The following is an 18,433-nucleotide window of genomic DNA, read 5'->3' on the forward strand; positions in this document are numbered from 1 at the left end:
CCTACTGCATAGACCGGATAATGCCATCCCGATATTCATTCGGTGTCAGGATAATCGGCATATTACCCATATCAATAATCGATTTTCCGCCTTCCACTCCCGAAGGCTCCTTTGCAAATAAATGTGTATCATACATCGCACCCTGACCAGCTACCTGCTTAATAATCAGCACGCGTTTCTTTCCCGTTCTCACAATGTCATGATATTCATGACGCTCCGTACACAAATCACCCTTGAATTTCTTCAGTTTGTCGCGATAACTTTGGATAAACTTATCACACGCCCTGTGAGCCGCTGTCGGTCCCGGTCTCTCCTGCCCCATTCCTGCAGCCAATGTCACATCAAATGATATAATCACATCGTTATCGCCAGGTGTTCCCGCACGGTTCAAATATAACATATCTTTCAAGTTACCCTCTGAAGAACCAAATTCATGTGTCTGTTTCCCGTTAACATCCACACCTGTTAAAATTACATACACACCCGTAATTGTATGTGTAATACCTTCTCCAATTTTCCCCAGCACTTTTGTGGAAATCGGAACAATATCCATTATCGTATTTGTCCAACGATCATGTTCGCCCGGCTTGATAATCTGTATGTCGATTTTTTCAATCAACGGTTCCGATTCTACAAGCTCTTCGATCATCTCTTTGCTAACCGTCATCTTCCCATCGACTGTGATGTCATTGTGTTCTCCCCACTCCACTTCATTCATGTGGTAGGCTTTAATCACAAGACGTCTCAAATCTTTTATCTGTTCCTCCATAACTATTACACCTCCTGTTTGATGTATTTATTATATCAAAAAAGCAGATGCATTCGCATCTGCTTTTTTAAAGTTTTATTAAACTTTAGCTACATATTCGAATGGCAATGGAACAATCTTTCCAGGTGTCTGGATTTCTACTAATTGTTCTAATGTTGCTTTTACAATAGCTGTCTGTTGTTCCACATTGTTAGGAGCACCAGCATTAGCACCCATAGGTACCAACGGAGCTACCGCACGTGGTGTACCAGTTTGACGTACAACTGGTGGAAGAGCTGCAATAATAATTGTAGGAATTCCAGCTTCTTCAATCGCTCTCTGCACCAATACTGCAGAGCGGTGGCAAGTACCTCAGCCAGCTGTGAGGACAACTGCATCTACGCCCTCTTCTTTAAACATCTGAGCAATAGCCGGACCAGTCTCATGTTTAAATTTCTCCTGGTTTCCACCACCACCCATGAAACCTGCGTGTACAGGTGCACAAGCTTTGATAAATCCTTCTTTTGCTAATTCATGAATTCTATCAATCGGGAACATACAGTTGATGTCTTTATTAACATCACCATTGTCATATCCACCATGAGAAACCATTAATTCACTTGATTTCATCTGGTCAGTAATTTTTCTCCAAGTAAAGTCACCTGCAAGGTTAAATCTCTTGTCTTCTTTGTGGTGTACACCAGCTGCTGTAGCAAGAGCAATTGTCATGTCTTTTAACTCTTTTGTTACAGGAGTCCATACCATCGGCGGAGTAATCGGAACGAAAATTTCTGATTGCATTCCTTTAACAGTTGTTAAACTCATTTCTTATACCTCCTTGTTATTCTCTTCATTTTTGGCACGCATTTCTTCCTGGCGCCTATTGTAGACATCTAGGTTACTGACATATTTATCATTGGCTTCCGGACCAAGCTGCTCTATAAAACTCATGTTCCATGCAACTTCCTGTCCTACCACAAGCGGATAGTCCGTAATCAGCATTCTCATCGGAATCTTCAAGTATCCAAGACGACCTTTTAAGTCTATTGCAACACAGCCGTCATGAACTTCCACAATTACGCCTTCCATCTTAATTATCTTATCGCCATATTTCATAATTCGTCACCTAGCTTTTAGTCGTATTTTTCTTTTCTCTTTTCACTCATTGGTAATGACTGTTCATTAGCAACTAACTCGATTGGTTTTCCAGTTACGTTAGAGATTAATTCTACGTTTGTAGATTTTACGTTTGGATTCCATTTCTTTTCAGCTTTCTTAACTTCTGTTCCAGCCATAGCATCTTTTAACATTGCAAGAGCTCTGATAGCATCTTCATGGCAAAGTGTGTTACATGCAAGAACTTCGTTTTCGATACCCGATTCAGATTTGTTGTTATCTACCATGTGAGTCATGTATTTGTTACCAACAACAAGTGCTCCCTGAACTGCACAGAATGACATACCAACTACAGGAACGCCTCTCATACCAATTTGTTCATGGTGGCTTGCAAAGTCAATGTGGTTGTTTCCGAAACCTTCTGTTGTAACGAAAGCTCCATCTACGTCCAATGCTTCTACCATCATACCAACACGTTTTGATACATAGAATTTTTCTGCATTGATCTGAGGAGAACCAACAAAGATAACTCCACAAAGGTCAACTTCTTCATCATGAAGTACTTCAAGAACAAGTGGCTCTCTCCAGTAATGTCTTGACATTTCTTTAGAAGCTGGTCCGATACATGTTAATGCATGGATACATCCGTCTAACACTTCCAATGGAGATACCATAACCGGAACGTTTCCTAAGTCAACGTTTGGTTTTCCACCAAGAATACCAACTGGCTCAACTGGCAAGATTAAGTTGTCGTGCATAGCACCTTGTCCCATGATTTCTTTTACGATAACAACTTTTTTCTTTCCTGGTCTTCTTACTTGCTGGAATTCTTCTGTATCTACGATAAGAGATTCATCAAGTTTCTTCAATGCTTCTCTGATCTCCTGAGTGATCACATCTGTTGCTGTATGAGCAGCTAACGGACCTGGTCTTTCCATGTTTGTTCCTTCTTTGATAACCACTTCAGTTTTAATGAAGATTTCACCTTTTTCAGGTGCACCCGGACGTCCCCACATAATGTTTTCGTCTAAGTATCCTTCTGAAGAACCAAACTCACCAATCTGAACACCATTTGCATCTGTACCTGTTACCATCATAACAACGCCGTCAAGCACTCTTGTAGCACCTGAACCGATTTCATCATCGCCGTCTTTTGTAGCGATTGGCTGAACATCCATGATTGTTTCTGAATATGTGTGGTACTGTTCTGGTGTAATAATATCAATCTTTAAGCTGTTAACAAGTTCCTGTGAAGCTACTGCTTCTTCTTCAATTCCTTCACGGATGTAAAGAGTTGTTCCCTCGATCTTTGTCTCTGGTCCTCTCTTAACCTCTGTGATGTTGAAGTGTTTTCTTGTAAGTGTTCTAACAACTTTTACTTCTTCATTGTTTGCTGCTGCCGGAGCTGCTTCAACTGCTGCTACAGCTTCTGCCGGTACTTCTACTGCCTGAGCTGCACCTGTACCGATTCCCATTGGTAACTCGATATCGATATCTTTACCTTCTCCAATATGAATCTTTAATGTTCCACCTGATACTGTTGTTGTAGCTGTTGCTGGAACTGCTGCTACCGGAGCTGCTGTTTCTTCCACAACTTCCTCTACTGGTGCTGCCTCTACCTGCACAGCATCGATAACATCAGCTGTAACCGGTGTAAGAGAATCACAAGTTTTTGTAAGTTTTGCACCTAAGATTTGTTCGATAGTTAAGCAACCATCTAAATTTAATAACCCTGAATCCACCAAATCATCAAAAATTGTTGGATCTTCTAAGTTTTCTGGGCCAATTGTAATACCTGCTTCTGCTCTACAGCATAATACTGCAGGATCCTTTGCATGTTCTTTACATGTTTCGGCTGTAATTGACATAATTTCTTACCTCCTTATTTTGTTTGTCCTCGGGTTTCCCCAGTGTATATATCCCAATCACTCTTCCGTCTCCGCAAAGATGATTCATCTAAGTTCTGGAAAATCGGGGGTTTTCCATGTGATTCGGCTGGTGATAGTTATACCGTTATCTAAATATCTTGTTCTACTTTTTTAGACACTCTTAAGTATCTGTAAAGCGGATGTCCAATTGTTCTCATCACGTGATCTGTCTGATGGAATACTTTCAAGCCCATCTTCGGCGCAGATCCCATAACTGTATTGGAACAGTCAGAGCAGTTACCAATTACTATATATTGGCATTTATCTTTCTTAAACTGCATGCTGTTTTTAACTTGTCCAGGACAATTTCCCGGTCTTTCACATTTCAAAGCGCCGTTCTTCATCTCTGCCGCCTGTTTGCATCTTGCCACAGAAACAACTTTTGCATTCATCTTTTCTGCGATATCACGCATACGCGCTTCGTCTCCACCGCACGCACAGACAAGAAGTCCGATTGTTGCTCCGTGAAGATCAGGGAATTCCATTGTCACGATAATTCCACCTGTTGTCTTTGTAATCGGCGCATCAAATGTAGTTGCTTTTCCTGTAAACGGTCCACCCATGATGATCTCACCATATACTCCATCAATGCCGCCAGCTCTTTCAATAAGCTCTTCCACAGATGTTCCTACCGGAACGTCCATAAATACATGTGGCTGATTTCCACCGTTAAGCTTACCGATCACTGTAAGATTCTTACTGAAGCAAGGCTTTCTTTCGTCAATTGCTTCTGCAACTCTTGCGAGTGTTTCCACATTGATAACGATAGATTTTGCTGCCGAAGGAAGCTGTGTCGGATCAAGTTCGATTCCAAGACACTCTCTTACAACCGCTCTTTCTTCGCCCATCGGATAAATGTCCGGCAGTAAATGAATAGAAATTGCAGGCTCATCCTTCAAAGCTTCTTTCAATGTCTGAACTGCTTTTGTATTTTTCTTTTTAATTGCAAAAATTGCTTTCGCAGCATTCGAAATCTCCATACTGTATTTCACACCGCGGATTACTTTGTCACATTCTTCTTCAATCTGCTGAATGTTGTGGCGAAGTCCCGGTTCACACTCTGCTGCATTAATCAAAATATATCCACCTTCAAGGTCTGTGCCAAGTTTTACTCCTGTTGGGAATCCGGCACCGCCCATACCAACTACTCCGGCAGCTTTCACCATATCAAGCTTGCTTCCTTCTTCAATTGGTACGAATTCATCTTTCTGTTCCTCGTCCGGTTTAATAATGATTCTGTCTTCCGTCACTTCAACAACTTCACCGTATGCACTGGAAAAAATATTAGCGCCAAGCCCTGTTGGTGTTGCAATCAGAGTTCCTTTTTCCACTCTGTCGCCGGCTTTTACAATCGCTTCACAAGGTGCACCTACATGTTGTCTTAGTAGAATCTGTAAATTTCCCATGACAATCTTCTCCTTTATATTTTTAATTTTTATATAAGTAAAAAGCCGAGTACCCTCTGCTCACTTATTTATTGTTATAGGTTTTTTCTATATATCAGACCTCTTTTTCTGTTGGTCTTTTTTTTAACACTTTTTTGGCGGAGGCATGTGGGAATCGAACCCACCCAGGACGCTTTTAACGCCCCACACTGGTTTTGAAGACCAGGAGGCACACCAGTCACCCAACTACCCCCATATCACATTTCGTTGCTCACTAACTTTATCACAATTTTCCGCAGTTTTCAACACTTTTTAGACATTTTTTATTAAATTTATTTTAGCAAAATTTCATTGACTTTTCAAGCCTTTTGGGACATAATAGTGTATATAAACTGAACTAGATACTAGAATATAGTCTAATCGTTAGTTTTTTATCATTTCTTACCTTATTTTAGAGATGTTATGATTCAAAAAATCCGATCAGGCACTCTTTGTCAGATGACAATTTATAGTTATTTTCTATAATTGAATGTAAGCACAGTCACAGACTGCTCAATCGGAGATCAATTAGAGATATGACTAGTATGTGTATTCAGAGCAAGCATTAAACAAAAATAAAAAGAAAGAAGGTTGTATATTATGAAATTACAAGCCAACGTAAATTTTGATCGTTTTGAAGCACAACTTCAAGTAGTAGACGCTCATACTGTGGGAGAATTTTGTAGAGTCGTAATCGGCGGCTTCCCGGAACCCGAAGGAAACACAATGATTGAAAAGAAAAAATGGATGGAACACAACTACGATCACGTTCGTACAGCATTGATGTTCGAGCCAAGAGGACATCATGATATGTTCGGTGCTTTCCTTTGCGAACCAGTGAACAAAGAAGCTGACTTCGGTGTAATGTTCATGGATACAGGCGGATACTTAAACATGTGCGGACACTGTACAATCGGTGCTGTCACTGTAGCCATCGAAGCTGGTTTAGTAGAATCTCACGAAGGAGAGAACTCTGTTGTATTGGATGCTCCTGCAGGACTTATCCGCACAACGGCAATCGTAAAAGACGGTAAGGTAGAAAATGTTACATTGACAAACGTTCCTGCATTTGTTTACAAAGAAAACCTTTCTGTTACAGTTGACGGACAGGAAATTCCATTTACAATTTCTTTCGGTGGAAGCTTCTTTGCATTAGTTGACACAACAAAATTAAACATCGGAGAGATCAATCCAAAGACAGTTCCTGAGTACACCAAATTAGGAATGAAGCTGATGGAAATCATTAACAAAGAAATTCCAGTGAAACATCCATTGCTTGACATTGATACCGTTGATCTTGTAGAATTCTACGGACCAACTCCAAATCCTGACAAAGCAACTATGAGAAACGTTGTTGTATTCGGAGATGCTATGGCCGACCGTTCTCCATGCGGAACAGGTACAAGTGCGAAACTTGCTACACTTCATCACTGGGGAGAGATCAAAGTAGGCGAAGAATTTATCTACGAAAGCTTTATCGGAACAACTTTCAAAGGTGTGATCAAAGAGACTACAAAAGTTGCAGATTTTGATGCTGTCATCCCAATGATTACAGGAAGCTGCTACTTGACAGGTGTTGGAACATATCTCATTGACGGAACAGACCCATTGAAATACGGTTTCCAGGTAGGCTAGTCTAGACAGCACAAAATAATTCTGTTATAATTTACAAGAATGATAAAAGCGGATTATCTCAATCCGCTTTTATTTTGTCATTTTGAAACAATATTAATTTTTAAGAAGGAAGTGAAATTACATGCCAAGAAAACGCCAATCTACAAAAAGCCGCATCGTCAAAGCCGCATGGAATCTATTTTACAAAAACGGATACGATGCCACTACTGTAGATGACATCATCGCTGCATCCAAGACTTCAAAGGGAACTTTCTATCACTATTTCAAAGGAAAAGATGCTCTTTTAAGTTCTTTGTCTAATCTATTTGATTCTAAATATGAAGAATTAGCCGGAGTAATAGACCCCAATCTTCCCTCTTACGATAAACTGATGTTTTTAAATCAAGAATTATTTTATATGATAGAGACGAGTGTAGATATCCATCTGTTGGCATCACTCTACTCCTCGCAGCTGGTCACCAAAGACAAAAAATCGCTGCTCGATAAAAAGCGATTCTATTACACATGGATTACAGAGATTATAGAAGATGGGATTCAAAAAGGAGAGTTTGCCTCTACAAGCACTACAAGCGAACTGGTAAAGATTTACGCTATGTTTGAGCGGGCATTGATTTATGACTGGGTTCTTTGCAAAGGAAAGTATTCACTGTCCGAATACAGCCAGAAACTGCTCCAGCCAGTTTTAGAACGCTTTAAAATCGGGTTTGAACAAGAATAGATTGTGCACAAGCACAATCTATTCTTTCTTTTACACCATACATTCGTGTATGTCTTCTTCTTCAATTCCAACTCTTTTCATTATCTCCTGCACCTTTTCGCGCTCTTTTAGATCCGCACACCAGGAAAGTCCGCACCCTGCGGAAATCTCTCTCGGCACCGGAATTAATCTTCCCGGAACCTGATGCTCTTTACAGCATTTTTCCATCGCCATCGCATCTGCGGTTGTATGAAATGTCACGATTAATTTTAACTCTTTTTTTCTCATAAATCTATTCTTCCTCTGCCAATTCTTCTATCGCCCTGATTGCAGTTTCCACTTCTTCCTCTGTATTATAATGGGAAAAACTGAATCTGACCGCACCTTGTTCTACCGTTCCTAACGCCTCGTGCATCAGTGGCGCACAATGCGCCCCAGGTCTTGTGCTGATTCCATACGTCACAAGCAGTTCGTCACTCACTTCCGAAGAATCATATTCTCCAATATTCAGCGTCACAATCGGACAACGATTTTCTGTATCAAAATCACCGTACACCTTCACTCCAGGAATATTTTTCACGCCATGATAAAACTTCCACATATGTTCCAGTTCTCGCTTACGAATCTTTTCAATCCCTTCTGTTTTCAGATAAGAAAGCGATGCATGCAGGCCTGCAATTCCATGTCCGTTCAATGTTCCTGCTTCCAGCGCTGTCGGCATCTCGGCCGGATGCTTTTTATGATACGTCTGCACACCGCTTCCGCCGGTTTTCAAAGGTCGTACTTTCACGCCTTCTCTTACATATATCCCTCCGGTTCCCTGCGGTCCAAGAAGACTTTTATGCCCGGTAAAGCACAAGATATCAATATGCATCTCCTGCACATCGATCGGGTATACTCCCGCCGTCTGAGAAGCGTCCACAACAAAAAGAAGCCCTTGCTTTTTTGCAATCTCTCCGACTCTCTTGATATCTATCATATTTCCGGTAAGATTCGATCCATGTGTACAGATAATAGCTTTCGTGTTCTGACGGATCTCATGTTCTATCTCTTCATAAGAAATATTCCCTTTGCGGTCGCTTTTCACAATGCTCAATTCAACTCCACGCTCTTCCATCTCATACAATGGACGCAAGACGGAATTATGTTCCAGCATTGTCGTGATCGCATGATCCTTCGGATTCAAAATCCCTTTAATCGCAATATTGAGCGATTCTGTAGAATTACTTGTAAACACAATCTGTTTTGGATTTTCCGCGCCAAAGAAATCTGCGAGTAATTCTCTTGTATCATAGATTACTCTCGCAGCGCTCAAAGACGCTTCATTCGCACCTCGCCCTGCATTCCCCATTGAATTCATTGCATGCATGACTGCCTCAGCAACTTCTTTTGGTTTTCGCATTGTCGTTGCGGCGTTATCCATATAGATCATTCTCATTCCCCCACTTTCTGCAAACACTGTGCCTTCTGCCTGTAAATCTCTTTTACTGTCTTTACAAATTTTTCCGACAAATGAGACAACTGAAAACTCCTGTTATACACAACGTTGATGTCTCTCTTTCCATCTTCTTTTGTAAGTGGAAATCCCAAAATTGCTCCTTCTGCAATTTCTTCTTCCGCCGCAAGTCTGGAAATGATCGACACTCCCATTCCATTGCTCACTGATTTTTTGATCGCTTCCTGATTCTCCATGCTCGCTACAATATTGAGTCTGCCAATCTCAACTCCACTTTTCTTCAATTGCTTTTCCGCTTCTTTTCGCGTGCCGGAACCCTCTTCTCTCATAATCAGCGGCTCCTGCAAAATCCATCCGGTATCACTGGACGTCTCCTGCAATTTCCGGAATTTCTCATTGTTCGGAGCAATGATGATCAACTCATCCTGATAAAACGGAACATATTTGCAATGTTTCTTATCTATAACCGTCCCTGTAAAGCCGATATCCACTGTATGATTCAACACTTTCTCCACCACTTTGGCACTGTCCGTCTCAATGACCTTGAACTGCTCATTCGGATATTTCTCATTGAATTTCACAAGAATCTCCGGAAGCAGATATTGTGCCGGTATCGTAGACGCCGCAATCGTAATACAGTGTTCTTCTTTCTTTTCATTCTCCAAAAATGTCTTTTCAATTTTTTTCTGCAGCGCAACAATCTGTTTTGCAGAATCATACAATAGTTTTCCCTCTTCTGATAATTTTACTTCTTTTGTATTTCTTACAAACAATCTGGCATTCAATTCTTTCTCCAGACCGGCTATGTGAGCGCTGACAGTTGGCTGTGTCAAGAACAGCTCCTTTGCCGCTTTTGAGAAGCTTTCCCCCTCCGCAACATGTACAAAAGCCTCCAATTGTTTTAAATTCATACGTAAGCTACCCTTTCACTCTCTGTTCCATTCTTCTTTGTCACTTTGATACTATCCATATATTCCAAGATTGGTTTTGCACTTTTTCTGCTTGTCCCAAGGAGATCTCGAACCTCTGCAATCGTAATCAACGGATTTTCTTTCAGTCGGTTCTGAATGACTTCTTTCGCTTTCTCAATAATGCTTTTCAAGGTGTAAATATCCTCCGTCATCTTCACCACAATATCCTCATCAATCAGTAACAGCATGATATCTTCTACTTCTTCCCGTTTTATATTCCCAAAAGAAATCTCTGAAAATCTTTGAAAATCAAACTGTGCCTTTTCAAATTGTTTCTGAACTGTCTTCAATACCTTTTCATAAACCGCATCTTTTCGCACTTCAAATTCCGGGAGCTGCAAAAATTCCTGATGACGTTTTAAAACACCTTCCTCTGACAGCATCTCCACATACAAATCAAATACGTTTAATTTTACCTTTTTCATATAAGTCATATGGATCTCTGCTTTTTTCATTCCATACCGATACGGATATGTTTCATGATAACCGCAAAGCGCTTCCGTCAGCCGGTGACGCATATTCTGTTCATGTATCGTATGCCACACATATGTATCCTTCTTCATACGAAATACTTTCACAATGCCCTGCTGTTCCAAAGACTGTACATCTTCCGTCACCTCTTCCATCGAAAGCGCCGTCAGTTTCGCAAGCTCTGTCACAGTGATCATCGTCTCCTCATGTGACTTTACGTGCAGTTCAATGACATCTTCCGAAGAGCCGGATTCTTTTCTCTGCAATTCCTCAATCGCATCTTTGTCAAATCGTTTCTTTTTCTTCGGATTTGGTTCTAAAACAATTCCGCCCCCGATTGTCTCCATCGGAGAATAAAAACGCACTACAAACTTGTCCCCTCTGCGAAGCGCAATCTCCTCTTCCAGTCGAAGCTGTACAAATCCGCTCTCTCCCGGTCCAATCTCTTCTTTGTCAAGCAGCACCGCACGGCAGAGAATCTCGCTTGTACCAGTAAACAAATGCAGTCTTGTATGGTTCGTCAACACACGCATAGATGACGGCAGAACACTTAGTTTCACGTCTAAAAGCATCGTATTTTTCATGTTGTTTGGCGGCGCAAGTACACACCCTCTCCGAAGTTCACTTTTTTTCACATTCGACAGATTGATTGCAACACGCTGTCCCGCATAGCATTTCTCTACATCCTGCCCATGCACTTGAATATTTCGTATCTTACATTCTTTTCCAATCGGATATACCTGCAGATTATCCTCTTTTGAAATCGTTCCCGCAAGCAATGTCCCGGTAATGATCGTTCCAAATCCTGACAGGCTGAATACACGGTCAATCGGCAGACGCGGAATCGTATTCACATCTTTTTCTACCACTTCTTCCGCAGTCAGTCGCTCGATAACCTCTATCAGCTCTGGTATCCCCTGTCCGGTTGCTGCCGACACTTCCACGATCGGCGCCTGTTCAAGGAATGTTCCTTCCAATTCTTCTTTAATCTCTTCTTTGACAAGCTCCAGCCAATCTTCTTCGACCAGATCACACTTATTCAACACAAGAATACTCTTTTCGATTCCAAGCTCTCCTAAAATGTCCATGTGTTCACGTGTCTGTGGCATGATTCCCTCATCTGCTGCAACAACAAGCATGACAAGATCCATACCGACAACTCCCGCAACCATGTTGTTGATAAACCGCTCATGTCCAGGAACATCGATAATTCCGACACGATCTCCGTTTTTCAAATCAAAATATGTGAATCCCAAATCGATCGTGATCCCTCTTCTTTGTTCCTCTTCCCAACGGTCTGTATTTCGACCGGTGAGCGCTTTTATCAAAGTTGTTTTCCCGTGGTCAATATGACCGGCTGTTCCAATAATAATATTTTTCATAATCAGGTCGTAAGCCTTTCTATTTTCTGTAACTGTTTAAAATATGCAAAATTCTGTATCCCAATTGTTCTGACATCTAAGAAAATTTTATCATTCATCGTCCTCGGGATAATCGGCACAGGAAGAAAACGCATATATTCTTCCAACTCCACTGTCGACATTCCAAGCGGCTTGATCGTCACTGCCATGCTCGGAATCCGTTCAAGCGGCAAGGATCCTCCTCCGATTTGTGAATGACACTCCTCCAGTTCAATCTCCGCATGTAAAGAAAGAGTATTCAGCAGACGTCTCAGACGCTGCGCCTCTTTTTTCACCTCTCCAAATGGTTTCGTCATCATCTGAAGAACCGGTATATTTTGTACCGCTCTTTCTTCGGACAAATATTCTTTCAGAACGACTTCCAACGCAGATGCCGTAAATTTGTCAATTCGCAGCGCACGCATCAGTTGATTTTGTTTCATCCTGTCAATATATTTTTTCTTTCCGACAATGATGCCTGCCTGTGGTCCGCCCAAAAGCTTGTCTCCACTGAAGCACACAACATCGGCGCCATTTCGAATGGAATCCTGAACGGTCGGTTCGTAGGTGATGCCGTATTTACTCAAATCAATCAGAACACCGCTTCCAAGATCTTCAATCACCGGAAGGTCATGCTTTTCCCCCAGTGGAACCAGTTCATCAATTCCAACCGACTCGGTAAATCCCACGATTCGGTAATTACTTGTGTGTACTTTCAAAAGTGCTGTCGTCTCCTCCGTAATCGCATTTTCATAATCAGCGAAATGGGTCTTATTGGTTGTTCCAACTTCTACAAGTGTCGCACCGCTTTGCTCCATCACATCCGGAACCCGAAATTTTCCACCGATTTCAACAAGCTCTCCTCTTGAGACAATCACCTCTCCGCCCTTTGCCATCGTACTTAAAATAAGCATCACTGCAGCGGCATTATTATTGACCGCAATCGCCGCCTCCGCACCGGTTACCTTGCAGAGCAGCTCTTCAAAATGTGAATACCGCTCTCCACGTCTTCCCGCTTCCAGATTATATTCGAGATTTGAATATCCTGTCGCAATATCAGAAATATGTTTCATATGCTTTAAACTGATCGGTGCACGTCCCAAATTCGTGTGCAGAATCGTTCCTGTCGCATTGATGATTTTTTTCATATTTGGATTAAAAATTTTCTCTGCCTGCAGCCTGATCTGCTCTGCCAAATTTTGAACCTGTTCTCGTGCTTCCTCTTCTGAATCACATTTTGCAATAAACTTACGGAGTCTGTCCATCTCCACTCGAATGGCATCTATCACAATATCCCTTCCGTAAACTTCTATCATTTGCTTTATTTTCTCATCTTCGAGCAACACGTCCACTTTTGGTATGCTGCGGTATAAAAGATTCTTATCCATCTTACTTGTTCTCCTAATATAAGCGAATCAATTTATCGCCTTTTTCTACTACTTTCCCTATAATCGACACCTTTGTGTCCATATTTTTTTCTTCAAACGCTTTCATAATATCATCTACATATTCCGGCGACACACTGATCAGAAGTCCTCCTGATGTCTGCGGATCATACAGAAGATCAATATAGTGTTCTTCTACACGTTCCATATCGACCATCTCTGCGGAATATTCCCGATTCTTATATGCCCCCGCAGGAACTAGTCCCATCTTTGCGTAGGAAACAGCTTCCTCCAAATATGCAATATCTTTTACGTGAAGTTCAAATGTCACATCACTTGCAGATGCCATCTCCACACAATGTCCAAGCAAACCAAAGCCTGTAATATCCGTACACGCTGTCACCGGATAATGTTCAACGACTTCTTTCCCTTTCTTATTGAGAGATGACATAACTGTAATCGCCTCTTTGATCGCCGCTTCAGATGCCATCTCTGCCTTGATTGCAGTGTTGACAATACCACTTCCAATCTGCTTTGTCAGGATCAGTACATCTCCCGGTCTGCTTCCATAATTTTTAAAAATCTTATCTGGATGTACAAACCCTGATACGCACAATCCGTATTTCGGTTCATCATCCTGTACCGAATGTCCCCCCACAAGAACAGCACCGGCTTCTTTTACTTTATCCGCGCCTCCTGCGAGAATCTCCCCCAGTATCTCAGGGTCGAGACAATTCGGAAATCCCACAATGTTCAATGCAATCTTCGGTTCCCCTCCCATCGCATATACATCACTTAATGAATTTGCTGCTGCAATCTGACCAAACGTATACGGATCATCGACAATCGGAGTGAAGAAGTCAACCGTCTGGATCATTGCAATCTCATCTGTCACTTTATAAATCGCAGCATCGTCTGATGTTTCGATTCCCACGATCAAATTATCGTCTTGGAATTTTGGCAGCTTACCCAGAACCTGGGCAAGGGTCTCAGGACCTATCTTTGCTGCTCACCCCGCCGTCTTTGTCATCTGTGTCAGTTTCACATCATAACTCATATATCGTATTCTCCTTCTCTTCCTCTTTTGTTAAGGCTTTATAATCTTGTCTGCCTCTGCCATCTTTTCCACGATTGTGTACATATTGGTCACACTTCCGACCTGAAGCTTTTCAGTGAGGCCATAATAGTTCAGGCAGGTTCCGCAAGTTAAGATCTCTACTCCCTGTGCCTCAAGGCTCTTTAAATCTTCGAGTGAATCCGAGCCTTCCGCAGTGAGTGTGGCTCCACCGTTGTAAAACAGCATTGTCTTTGGCAGTTTTTCAAGCTGTGTGACAGCAAAAAGAAAGCCTTTGATCAGCACCTTTCCAAGTTCATCATTTCCATTTCCCATACGGTCAGAATTGATTACGATCACCGTATTTTCTCTCTGATCCGGCACAGAGACCGTCTCTTCTTCACTTTCATTTGCTCCATTCATAAGAATCGTAATCTTAAATTCTTTTTCTGCTGTTTTTTCAGAAGTAACTTTAGCTCCCGCACTCGATGCCATCTTTGTCACATTCTGAACTGCGATTTCATTGTCAACCAACACTTCTATCGTCTCTTTGCCGTTCACTTCCTGCATTGCTTTTTTTGTTTTAATTACCGGAATCGGACAGTTATCTCCAATTGCATTTACTTTTAACATCGTTCTCTCCACCTTTTCTTTTTTTCTTGTCAACTTTCCTACATTCTTCACTTATAGAAATATTCTATCACTAAACCGACAGAAGGTAAACTGATTTTGTTAAAATTTTGTTTATTTTTTTAATTTAATAAATCTATACAAGCCTTGGAATTATTGGTATAATTGGGATTACTGTAGACCGTAGTCTATATTCAGCAATTGCAATATTGAAAATTATATGAGATGATAGTTTTAAAACAAAAATTTCTTTGTTAATAGAAAGGATTACAATATTATGTGGATAGCAGATGGATGGAAAGATTATGAAGTGATTGACACTTCCAACGGAGAAAAGCTGGAGCGCTGGGGCGATTATCTTTTGGTAAGACCGGACCCTCAGGTAATATGGGATACAAACAAAGCTCACAAAGGCTGGAGAACTATGAATGGTCATTATCACCGCAGTAAAAAAGGTGGCGGCGAGTGGGAATTTTTTGATTTGCCACAGCAGTGGCAGATTCATTATAAGAGCCTTACTTTCAATTTAAAACCATTTAGTTTTAAGCACACCGGACTTTTCCCGGAGCAGGCAACGAACTGGGACTGGTTTTCTGAAAAAATAAAAAACGCAGGACGCCCGATTAAAGTATTAAATTTATTTGCCTACACAGGAGGCGCAACACTCGCAGCCGCGGCTGCAGGTGCACAGGTTACACATGTAGATGCCTCCAAGGGGATGGTTACATGGGCGAAGGAGAACGCTGTTTCTTCCGGACTGAAAGACGCTCCGATCCGCTGGCTTGTTGACGACTGTGTCAAATTTGTAGAGCGCGAGATTCGCCGCGGTAACCATTATGATGCGATTATTATGGATCCTCCGTCCTACGGACGCGGACCAAAAGGAGAGATCTGGAAGATTGAGGATGCCATTCATCCGCTGATCAAATTATGTACTCAGATTCTGTCGGACAACCCGCTGTTTTTCTTGATCAACTCTTACACAACAGGGCTCGCTCCTGCCGTATTGACTTATATGCTTGCAACGGAATTGAAACGCTTCAATGGAACAGTTGATTCACAGGAAATCGGACTTCCAGTAACCGAGACCGGACTTATACTTCCTTGCGGTGCCTCCGGGAGATGGGAATCGAAGTAATATAAAAAAAGATTGCATACGCAATCTTTTTTTAATCCTCTTTTATATATTCCACCATCTCTTCCAGTGTATCAAGTTTCATCCAGATCATCTCTTCCAACTCTTTTGGCGGCTGCACAAGGTCTGGAACTGCTACGACCCGAAGTCCCGCTGCCGCCGCTGAACGAATTCCCGCCGGCGCATCCTCAAATGCAACGCTCTGCTGCGGCAACACTCCAATCGCCTCACAAGCTTTCTCATAAATCTCCGGATCCGGTTTAGAATGGCTCACCATATCGCCAAACACAAATCCGTCAAAATAGTCATACACCTTTGCTTCTTTTAAAAGTCTGGAAGCATAATCTCTTCTGGAGGATGTCGCCACAGCAAGACGATATCCCTTTTCTTTTCCAAGCATAATCAGCTCTTTCGCTCCCGGCTTCACTGCAAGACCTTCTCTGTCCACAATCTCACGGAATACCACTCTCGTCCTTGCCGTAAATTCCTCATGTGGAAACTTCGGGTCGATATGTTTCAAAAAATAATTTTTCCTGCTGACCACATTCATTCCGAGTGTATTATAGATATGTTCTCCGATATTTCCATATCCCATCTCGCACCCTACAATATTCCAGGAGCGCTGTACTACTCGCTCCGAATCAAAAATAAGTCCATCCATATCAAATATGAATGCTTTCATCTCCATGCTGCCGCTAACACCTTTATTCTTCAAAATTAATACTTTCCTCCGTTGCATCATTCAGATAAGTCACTACATCTTCTAATTTTGCGAGGACTTCCTGTCGTTCCTCCCAGTCTTCACCGACCATCTCCTTGTTTACAAGACATTCTTTTACATGTTTCAAATTGTGGATTAAGTTTTCGTTCACATCAATGCCTCCCTTCGCTTCGATAAACACTCCCGTAACTTCATACCACTATTTTACTACGAATTTGTACTTCTTTCAACAAGGCGATGCAAGGTTCGTCTCAACAAAATAATCGAAATTACCATCGCAATAATCTCTGCGACCGGGAACGATATCCAAACTCCTGTCACACCGAGAAATCGCACTAACACAAGTGATACCGGCACTATGATGACCAATTGACGCAGCAAAGACACCACAAGTGATTCCACACCTCTTCCAAGCGCCTCAAACACACCCGCAAACACCGTGCTGACCGCCGAAAAAATAAACCCGGTTCCAATGATGCGAAGCGCCGTTTCTCCCATTGTCATCATCTCATCTCCTGCCTTGAACAGTTCCAGAATCGGTCTCGGCAGCAGCACAAACAACATCGTCCCTAAAATCATAATGACTCCCGACACCAGCACACTCACTTTGATCGTCTCCTTCAGACGGTCATATTGTTTTGCTCCATAGCTGTAGCTGATCATCGGACGCATTCCCTGAATCACTCCGTTTCCAGGCATATATACAAACGACTGCAGTTTGAAATAAATTCCAAGTACTGCCACTCCCGCCTGAGAGATTGCCGCAAGGATTCCATTTAAAATTCCAATCAAAACAGATGGCAGTGACATCATAATCGTGGACGGAATCGCTACGACATAAAGCTGGCTTACAATTGTCTTATCCAAACGAAATCCTTTGAACCGGATCTTGATTTCTTTACATCTGACTACAAACAAAATCACCGAACAGATACATGCTGCAAATTGCCCGATCACTGTTGCGATCGCCGCTCCTTTTACCCCGAGTGCCGGAAATCCGAAATAGCCGAATATCATGATCGGATCTAAAATAATATTGATAATCGCACCAAGTGTCTGCATCGCCATCGGAATCACCATATTCCCACAGGACTGAAACATCTTTTCGATTGCAATATGGAACAAACTTCCGGAGGAAAGGCAGATGACGATATATGAGTATTCACATCCCCACCTCAGCACGTTTTCATTCTGTGTAAACATCTGCAAGAACGGCTTCGTCAAAAAAATTCCAATCAGTATAAAAATAATCGCATGAATCGCCGTAAAGAAAATTGTATGAGCAGCAATGCGGTCTACCCGGTCTTGATTTTTGGCTCCCAAATTTCTTGCAATGCCTGCATTTGCCCCCACTCCAAGTCCTACCGCAACCGCCAAGACAAGATTCTGCAAGGGATATGCAAGGGAAACTGCCGTCAGCGCTTCTTCACCCAATCGCGCAACAAATATGCTGTCCACAATATTGTACATAGACTGGATCAGCATCGACACCATTGGCGGCACTGCCATAGACATCAAAAGTGGAAATACCGGTTTGGATTCCATTGGGTTTTTCATCGTTTTATCCATTCCTTTCGCTTCGCTCAGGCACAAAACGTAATGAAAATGTTTCCCTGAGCTTATTTTTTCTTTATAATTCTTCTTGTAGGGAACTCGGTATAC

18 protein-coding genes and 1 tRNA gene are annotated in these 18,433 nt (G+C 41.9%); 3 read left to right on the forward strand and 16 right to left on the reverse strand.

What is annotated here, in order from left to right; genetic code table 11:
* Position 1: 1 nt before the first annotated feature.
* The 6 genes from prdD to ACTQXY_RS04635 all read right to left on the reverse strand — a co-directional run bounded on the left by prdD (position 2) and on the right by ACTQXY_RS04635 (position 5,431).
* A complete protein-coding gene (prdD, locus tag ACTQXY_RS04610) occupies positions 2 to 769 on the reverse strand; it encodes a proline reductase cluster protein PrdD (protein WP_441658490.1) in 768 nt (255 codons plus the stop codon).
* 78 nt (positions 770 to 847) lie between these two features.
* A complete protein-coding gene (gene prdB / locus ACTQXY_RS04615; protein WP_083382861.1) occupies positions 848 to 1,573 on the reverse strand; it encodes a D-proline reductase (dithiol) protein PrdB in 726 nt (241 codons plus the stop codon).
* A gap of 3 nt (positions 1,574 to 1,576) precedes the next feature.
* Positions 1,577 to 1,864 carry a CBO2463/CBO2479 domain-containing protein gene (locus ACTQXY_RS04620; RefSeq protein ID WP_004615227.1) on the reverse strand — a complete coding sequence of 96 codons (288 nt, stop codon included), beginning with the start codon at positions 1,862 to 1,864 and terminating at the stop codon, positions 1,577 to 1,579.
* 17 nt (positions 1,865 to 1,881) lie between these two features.
* Positions 1,882 to 3,732 (reverse strand): D-proline reductase (dithiol) proprotein PrdA, encoded by a 1,851-nt coding sequence (gene prdA, locus ACTQXY_RS04625; protein ID WP_441658491.1) that lies wholly within the window; start codon positions 3,730 to 3,732, stop codon positions 1,882 to 1,884.
* A 149-nt stretch (positions 3,733 to 3,881) separates the two neighbouring features.
* On the reverse strand, positions 3,882 to 5,216 hold the full coding sequence (prdC, locus tag ACTQXY_RS04630) for a proline reductase-associated electron transfer protein PrdC (protein ID WP_441658501.1): 1,335 nt from the start codon (positions 5,214 to 5,216) through the stop codon (positions 3,882 to 3,884).
* 117 nt (positions 5,217 to 5,333) lie between these two features.
* Positions 5,334 to 5,431, reverse strand: a tRNA-Sec gene (locus tag ACTQXY_RS04635).
* A 385-nt stretch (positions 5,432 to 5,816) separates the two neighbouring features.
* On the opposite strand from ACTQXY_RS04635, the gene ACTQXY_RS04640 reads away from it, so the two are divergent.
* Positions 5,817 to 6,851, forward strand: a complete 1,035-nt coding sequence (locus ACTQXY_RS04640; RefSeq protein ID WP_441658492.1) for a proline racemase family protein — start codon at positions 5,817 to 5,819, stop codon at positions 6,849 to 6,851.
* Positions 6,852 to 6,972: 121 nt separating this feature from the next.
* On the forward strand, positions 6,973 to 7,569 hold the full coding sequence (locus ACTQXY_RS04645) for a TetR/AcrR family transcriptional regulator (protein WP_004613591.1): 597 nt from the start codon (positions 6,973 to 6,975) through the stop codon (positions 7,567 to 7,569).
* A 30-nt stretch (positions 7,570 to 7,599) separates the two neighbouring features.
* On the opposite strand, the gene ACTQXY_RS04650 is transcribed toward ACTQXY_RS04645, so the two are convergent.
* The 7 genes from ACTQXY_RS04650 to yedF are packed head-to-tail and all read right to left on the reverse strand — an operon-like array spanning position 7,600 to position 14,918.
* Positions 7,600 to 7,836, reverse strand: coding sequence for a putative Se/S carrier-like protein (locus ACTQXY_RS04650; protein ID WP_441658493.1), 237 nt, complete (start codon positions 7,834 to 7,836; stop codon positions 7,600 to 7,602).
* A gap of 4 nt (positions 7,837 to 7,840) precedes the next feature.
* Positions 7,841 to 8,980, reverse strand: coding sequence for an aminotransferase class V-fold PLP-dependent enzyme (locus ACTQXY_RS04655; RefSeq protein WP_441658502.1), 1,140 nt, complete (start codon positions 8,978 to 8,980; stop codon positions 7,841 to 7,843).
* A 2-nt stretch (positions 8,981 to 8,982) separates the two neighbouring features.
* A complete protein-coding gene (locus ACTQXY_RS04660; RefSeq protein WP_441658494.1) occupies positions 8,983 to 9,915 on the reverse strand; it encodes a selenium metabolism-associated LysR family transcriptional regulator in 933 nt (310 codons plus the stop codon).
* Positions 9,912 to 11,828, reverse strand: coding sequence for a selenocysteine-specific translation elongation factor (gene selB / locus ACTQXY_RS04665; protein WP_441658495.1), 1,917 nt, complete (start codon positions 11,826 to 11,828; stop codon positions 9,912 to 9,914). Before selB ends, ACTQXY_RS04660 begins: the two co-directional genes overlap by 4 nt.
* A gap of 2 nt (positions 11,829 to 11,830) precedes the next feature.
* Positions 11,831 to 13,234 carry an L-seryl-tRNA(Sec) selenium transferase gene (selA, locus tag ACTQXY_RS04670; protein ID WP_441658496.1) on the reverse strand — a complete coding sequence of 468 codons (1,404 nt, stop codon included), beginning with the start codon at positions 13,232 to 13,234 and terminating at the stop codon, positions 11,831 to 11,833.
* A 13-nt stretch (positions 13,235 to 13,247) separates the two neighbouring features.
* Positions 13,248 to 14,288 (reverse strand): selenide, water dikinase SelD, encoded by a 1,041-nt coding sequence (gene selD, locus ACTQXY_RS04675; protein WP_441658497.1) that lies wholly within the window; start codon positions 14,286 to 14,288, stop codon positions 13,248 to 13,250.
* A gap of 30 nt (positions 14,289 to 14,318) precedes the next feature.
* Positions 14,319 to 14,918, reverse strand: coding sequence for a sulfurtransferase-like selenium metabolism protein YedF (yedF, locus tag ACTQXY_RS04680; protein ID WP_441658498.1), 600 nt, complete (start codon positions 14,916 to 14,918; stop codon positions 14,319 to 14,321).
* A 274-nt stretch (positions 14,919 to 15,192) separates the two neighbouring features.
* Between yedF and ACTQXY_RS04685 the strand changes: the two genes are divergently transcribed.
* Positions 15,193 to 16,053 (forward strand): class I SAM-dependent methyltransferase, encoded by an 861-nt coding sequence (locus ACTQXY_RS04685; RefSeq protein WP_441658499.1) that lies wholly within the window; start codon positions 15,193 to 15,195, stop codon positions 16,051 to 16,053.
* A gap of 31 nt (positions 16,054 to 16,084) precedes the next feature.
* Here the strand turns inward: ACTQXY_RS04685 and ACTQXY_RS04690 are convergent, their stop codons facing one another.
* Genes ACTQXY_RS04690 through ACTQXY_RS04700 form a run of 3 tightly spaced genes read right to left on the reverse strand, consistent with a single transcriptional unit; the run spans position 16,085 to position 18,340 of the window.
* Positions 16,085 to 16,738 (reverse strand): HAD-IA family hydrolase, encoded by a 654-nt coding sequence (locus ACTQXY_RS04690; protein WP_441658503.1) that lies wholly within the window; start codon positions 16,736 to 16,738, stop codon positions 16,085 to 16,087.
* A 16-nt stretch (positions 16,739 to 16,754) separates the two neighbouring features.
* Complete coding sequence (locus ACTQXY_RS04695) at positions 16,755 to 16,922, reverse strand: hypothetical protein (RefSeq protein WP_022251013.1); 168 nt, start codon at positions 16,920 to 16,922, stop codon at positions 16,755 to 16,757.
* Between the two features lie 56 nt (positions 16,923 to 16,978).
* A complete protein-coding gene (locus tag ACTQXY_RS04700) occupies positions 16,979 to 18,340 on the reverse strand; it encodes an MATE family efflux transporter (RefSeq protein ID WP_441658504.1) in 1,362 nt (453 codons plus the stop codon).
* Positions 18,341 to 18,433: the final 93 nt, after the last annotated feature.

Source organism: Faecalimonas sp. LCP19S3_D12 (genome assembly GCF_052121495.1).
Taxonomy (GTDB): domain Bacteria; phylum Bacillota; class Clostridia; order Lachnospirales; family Lachnospiraceae; genus Faecalimonas.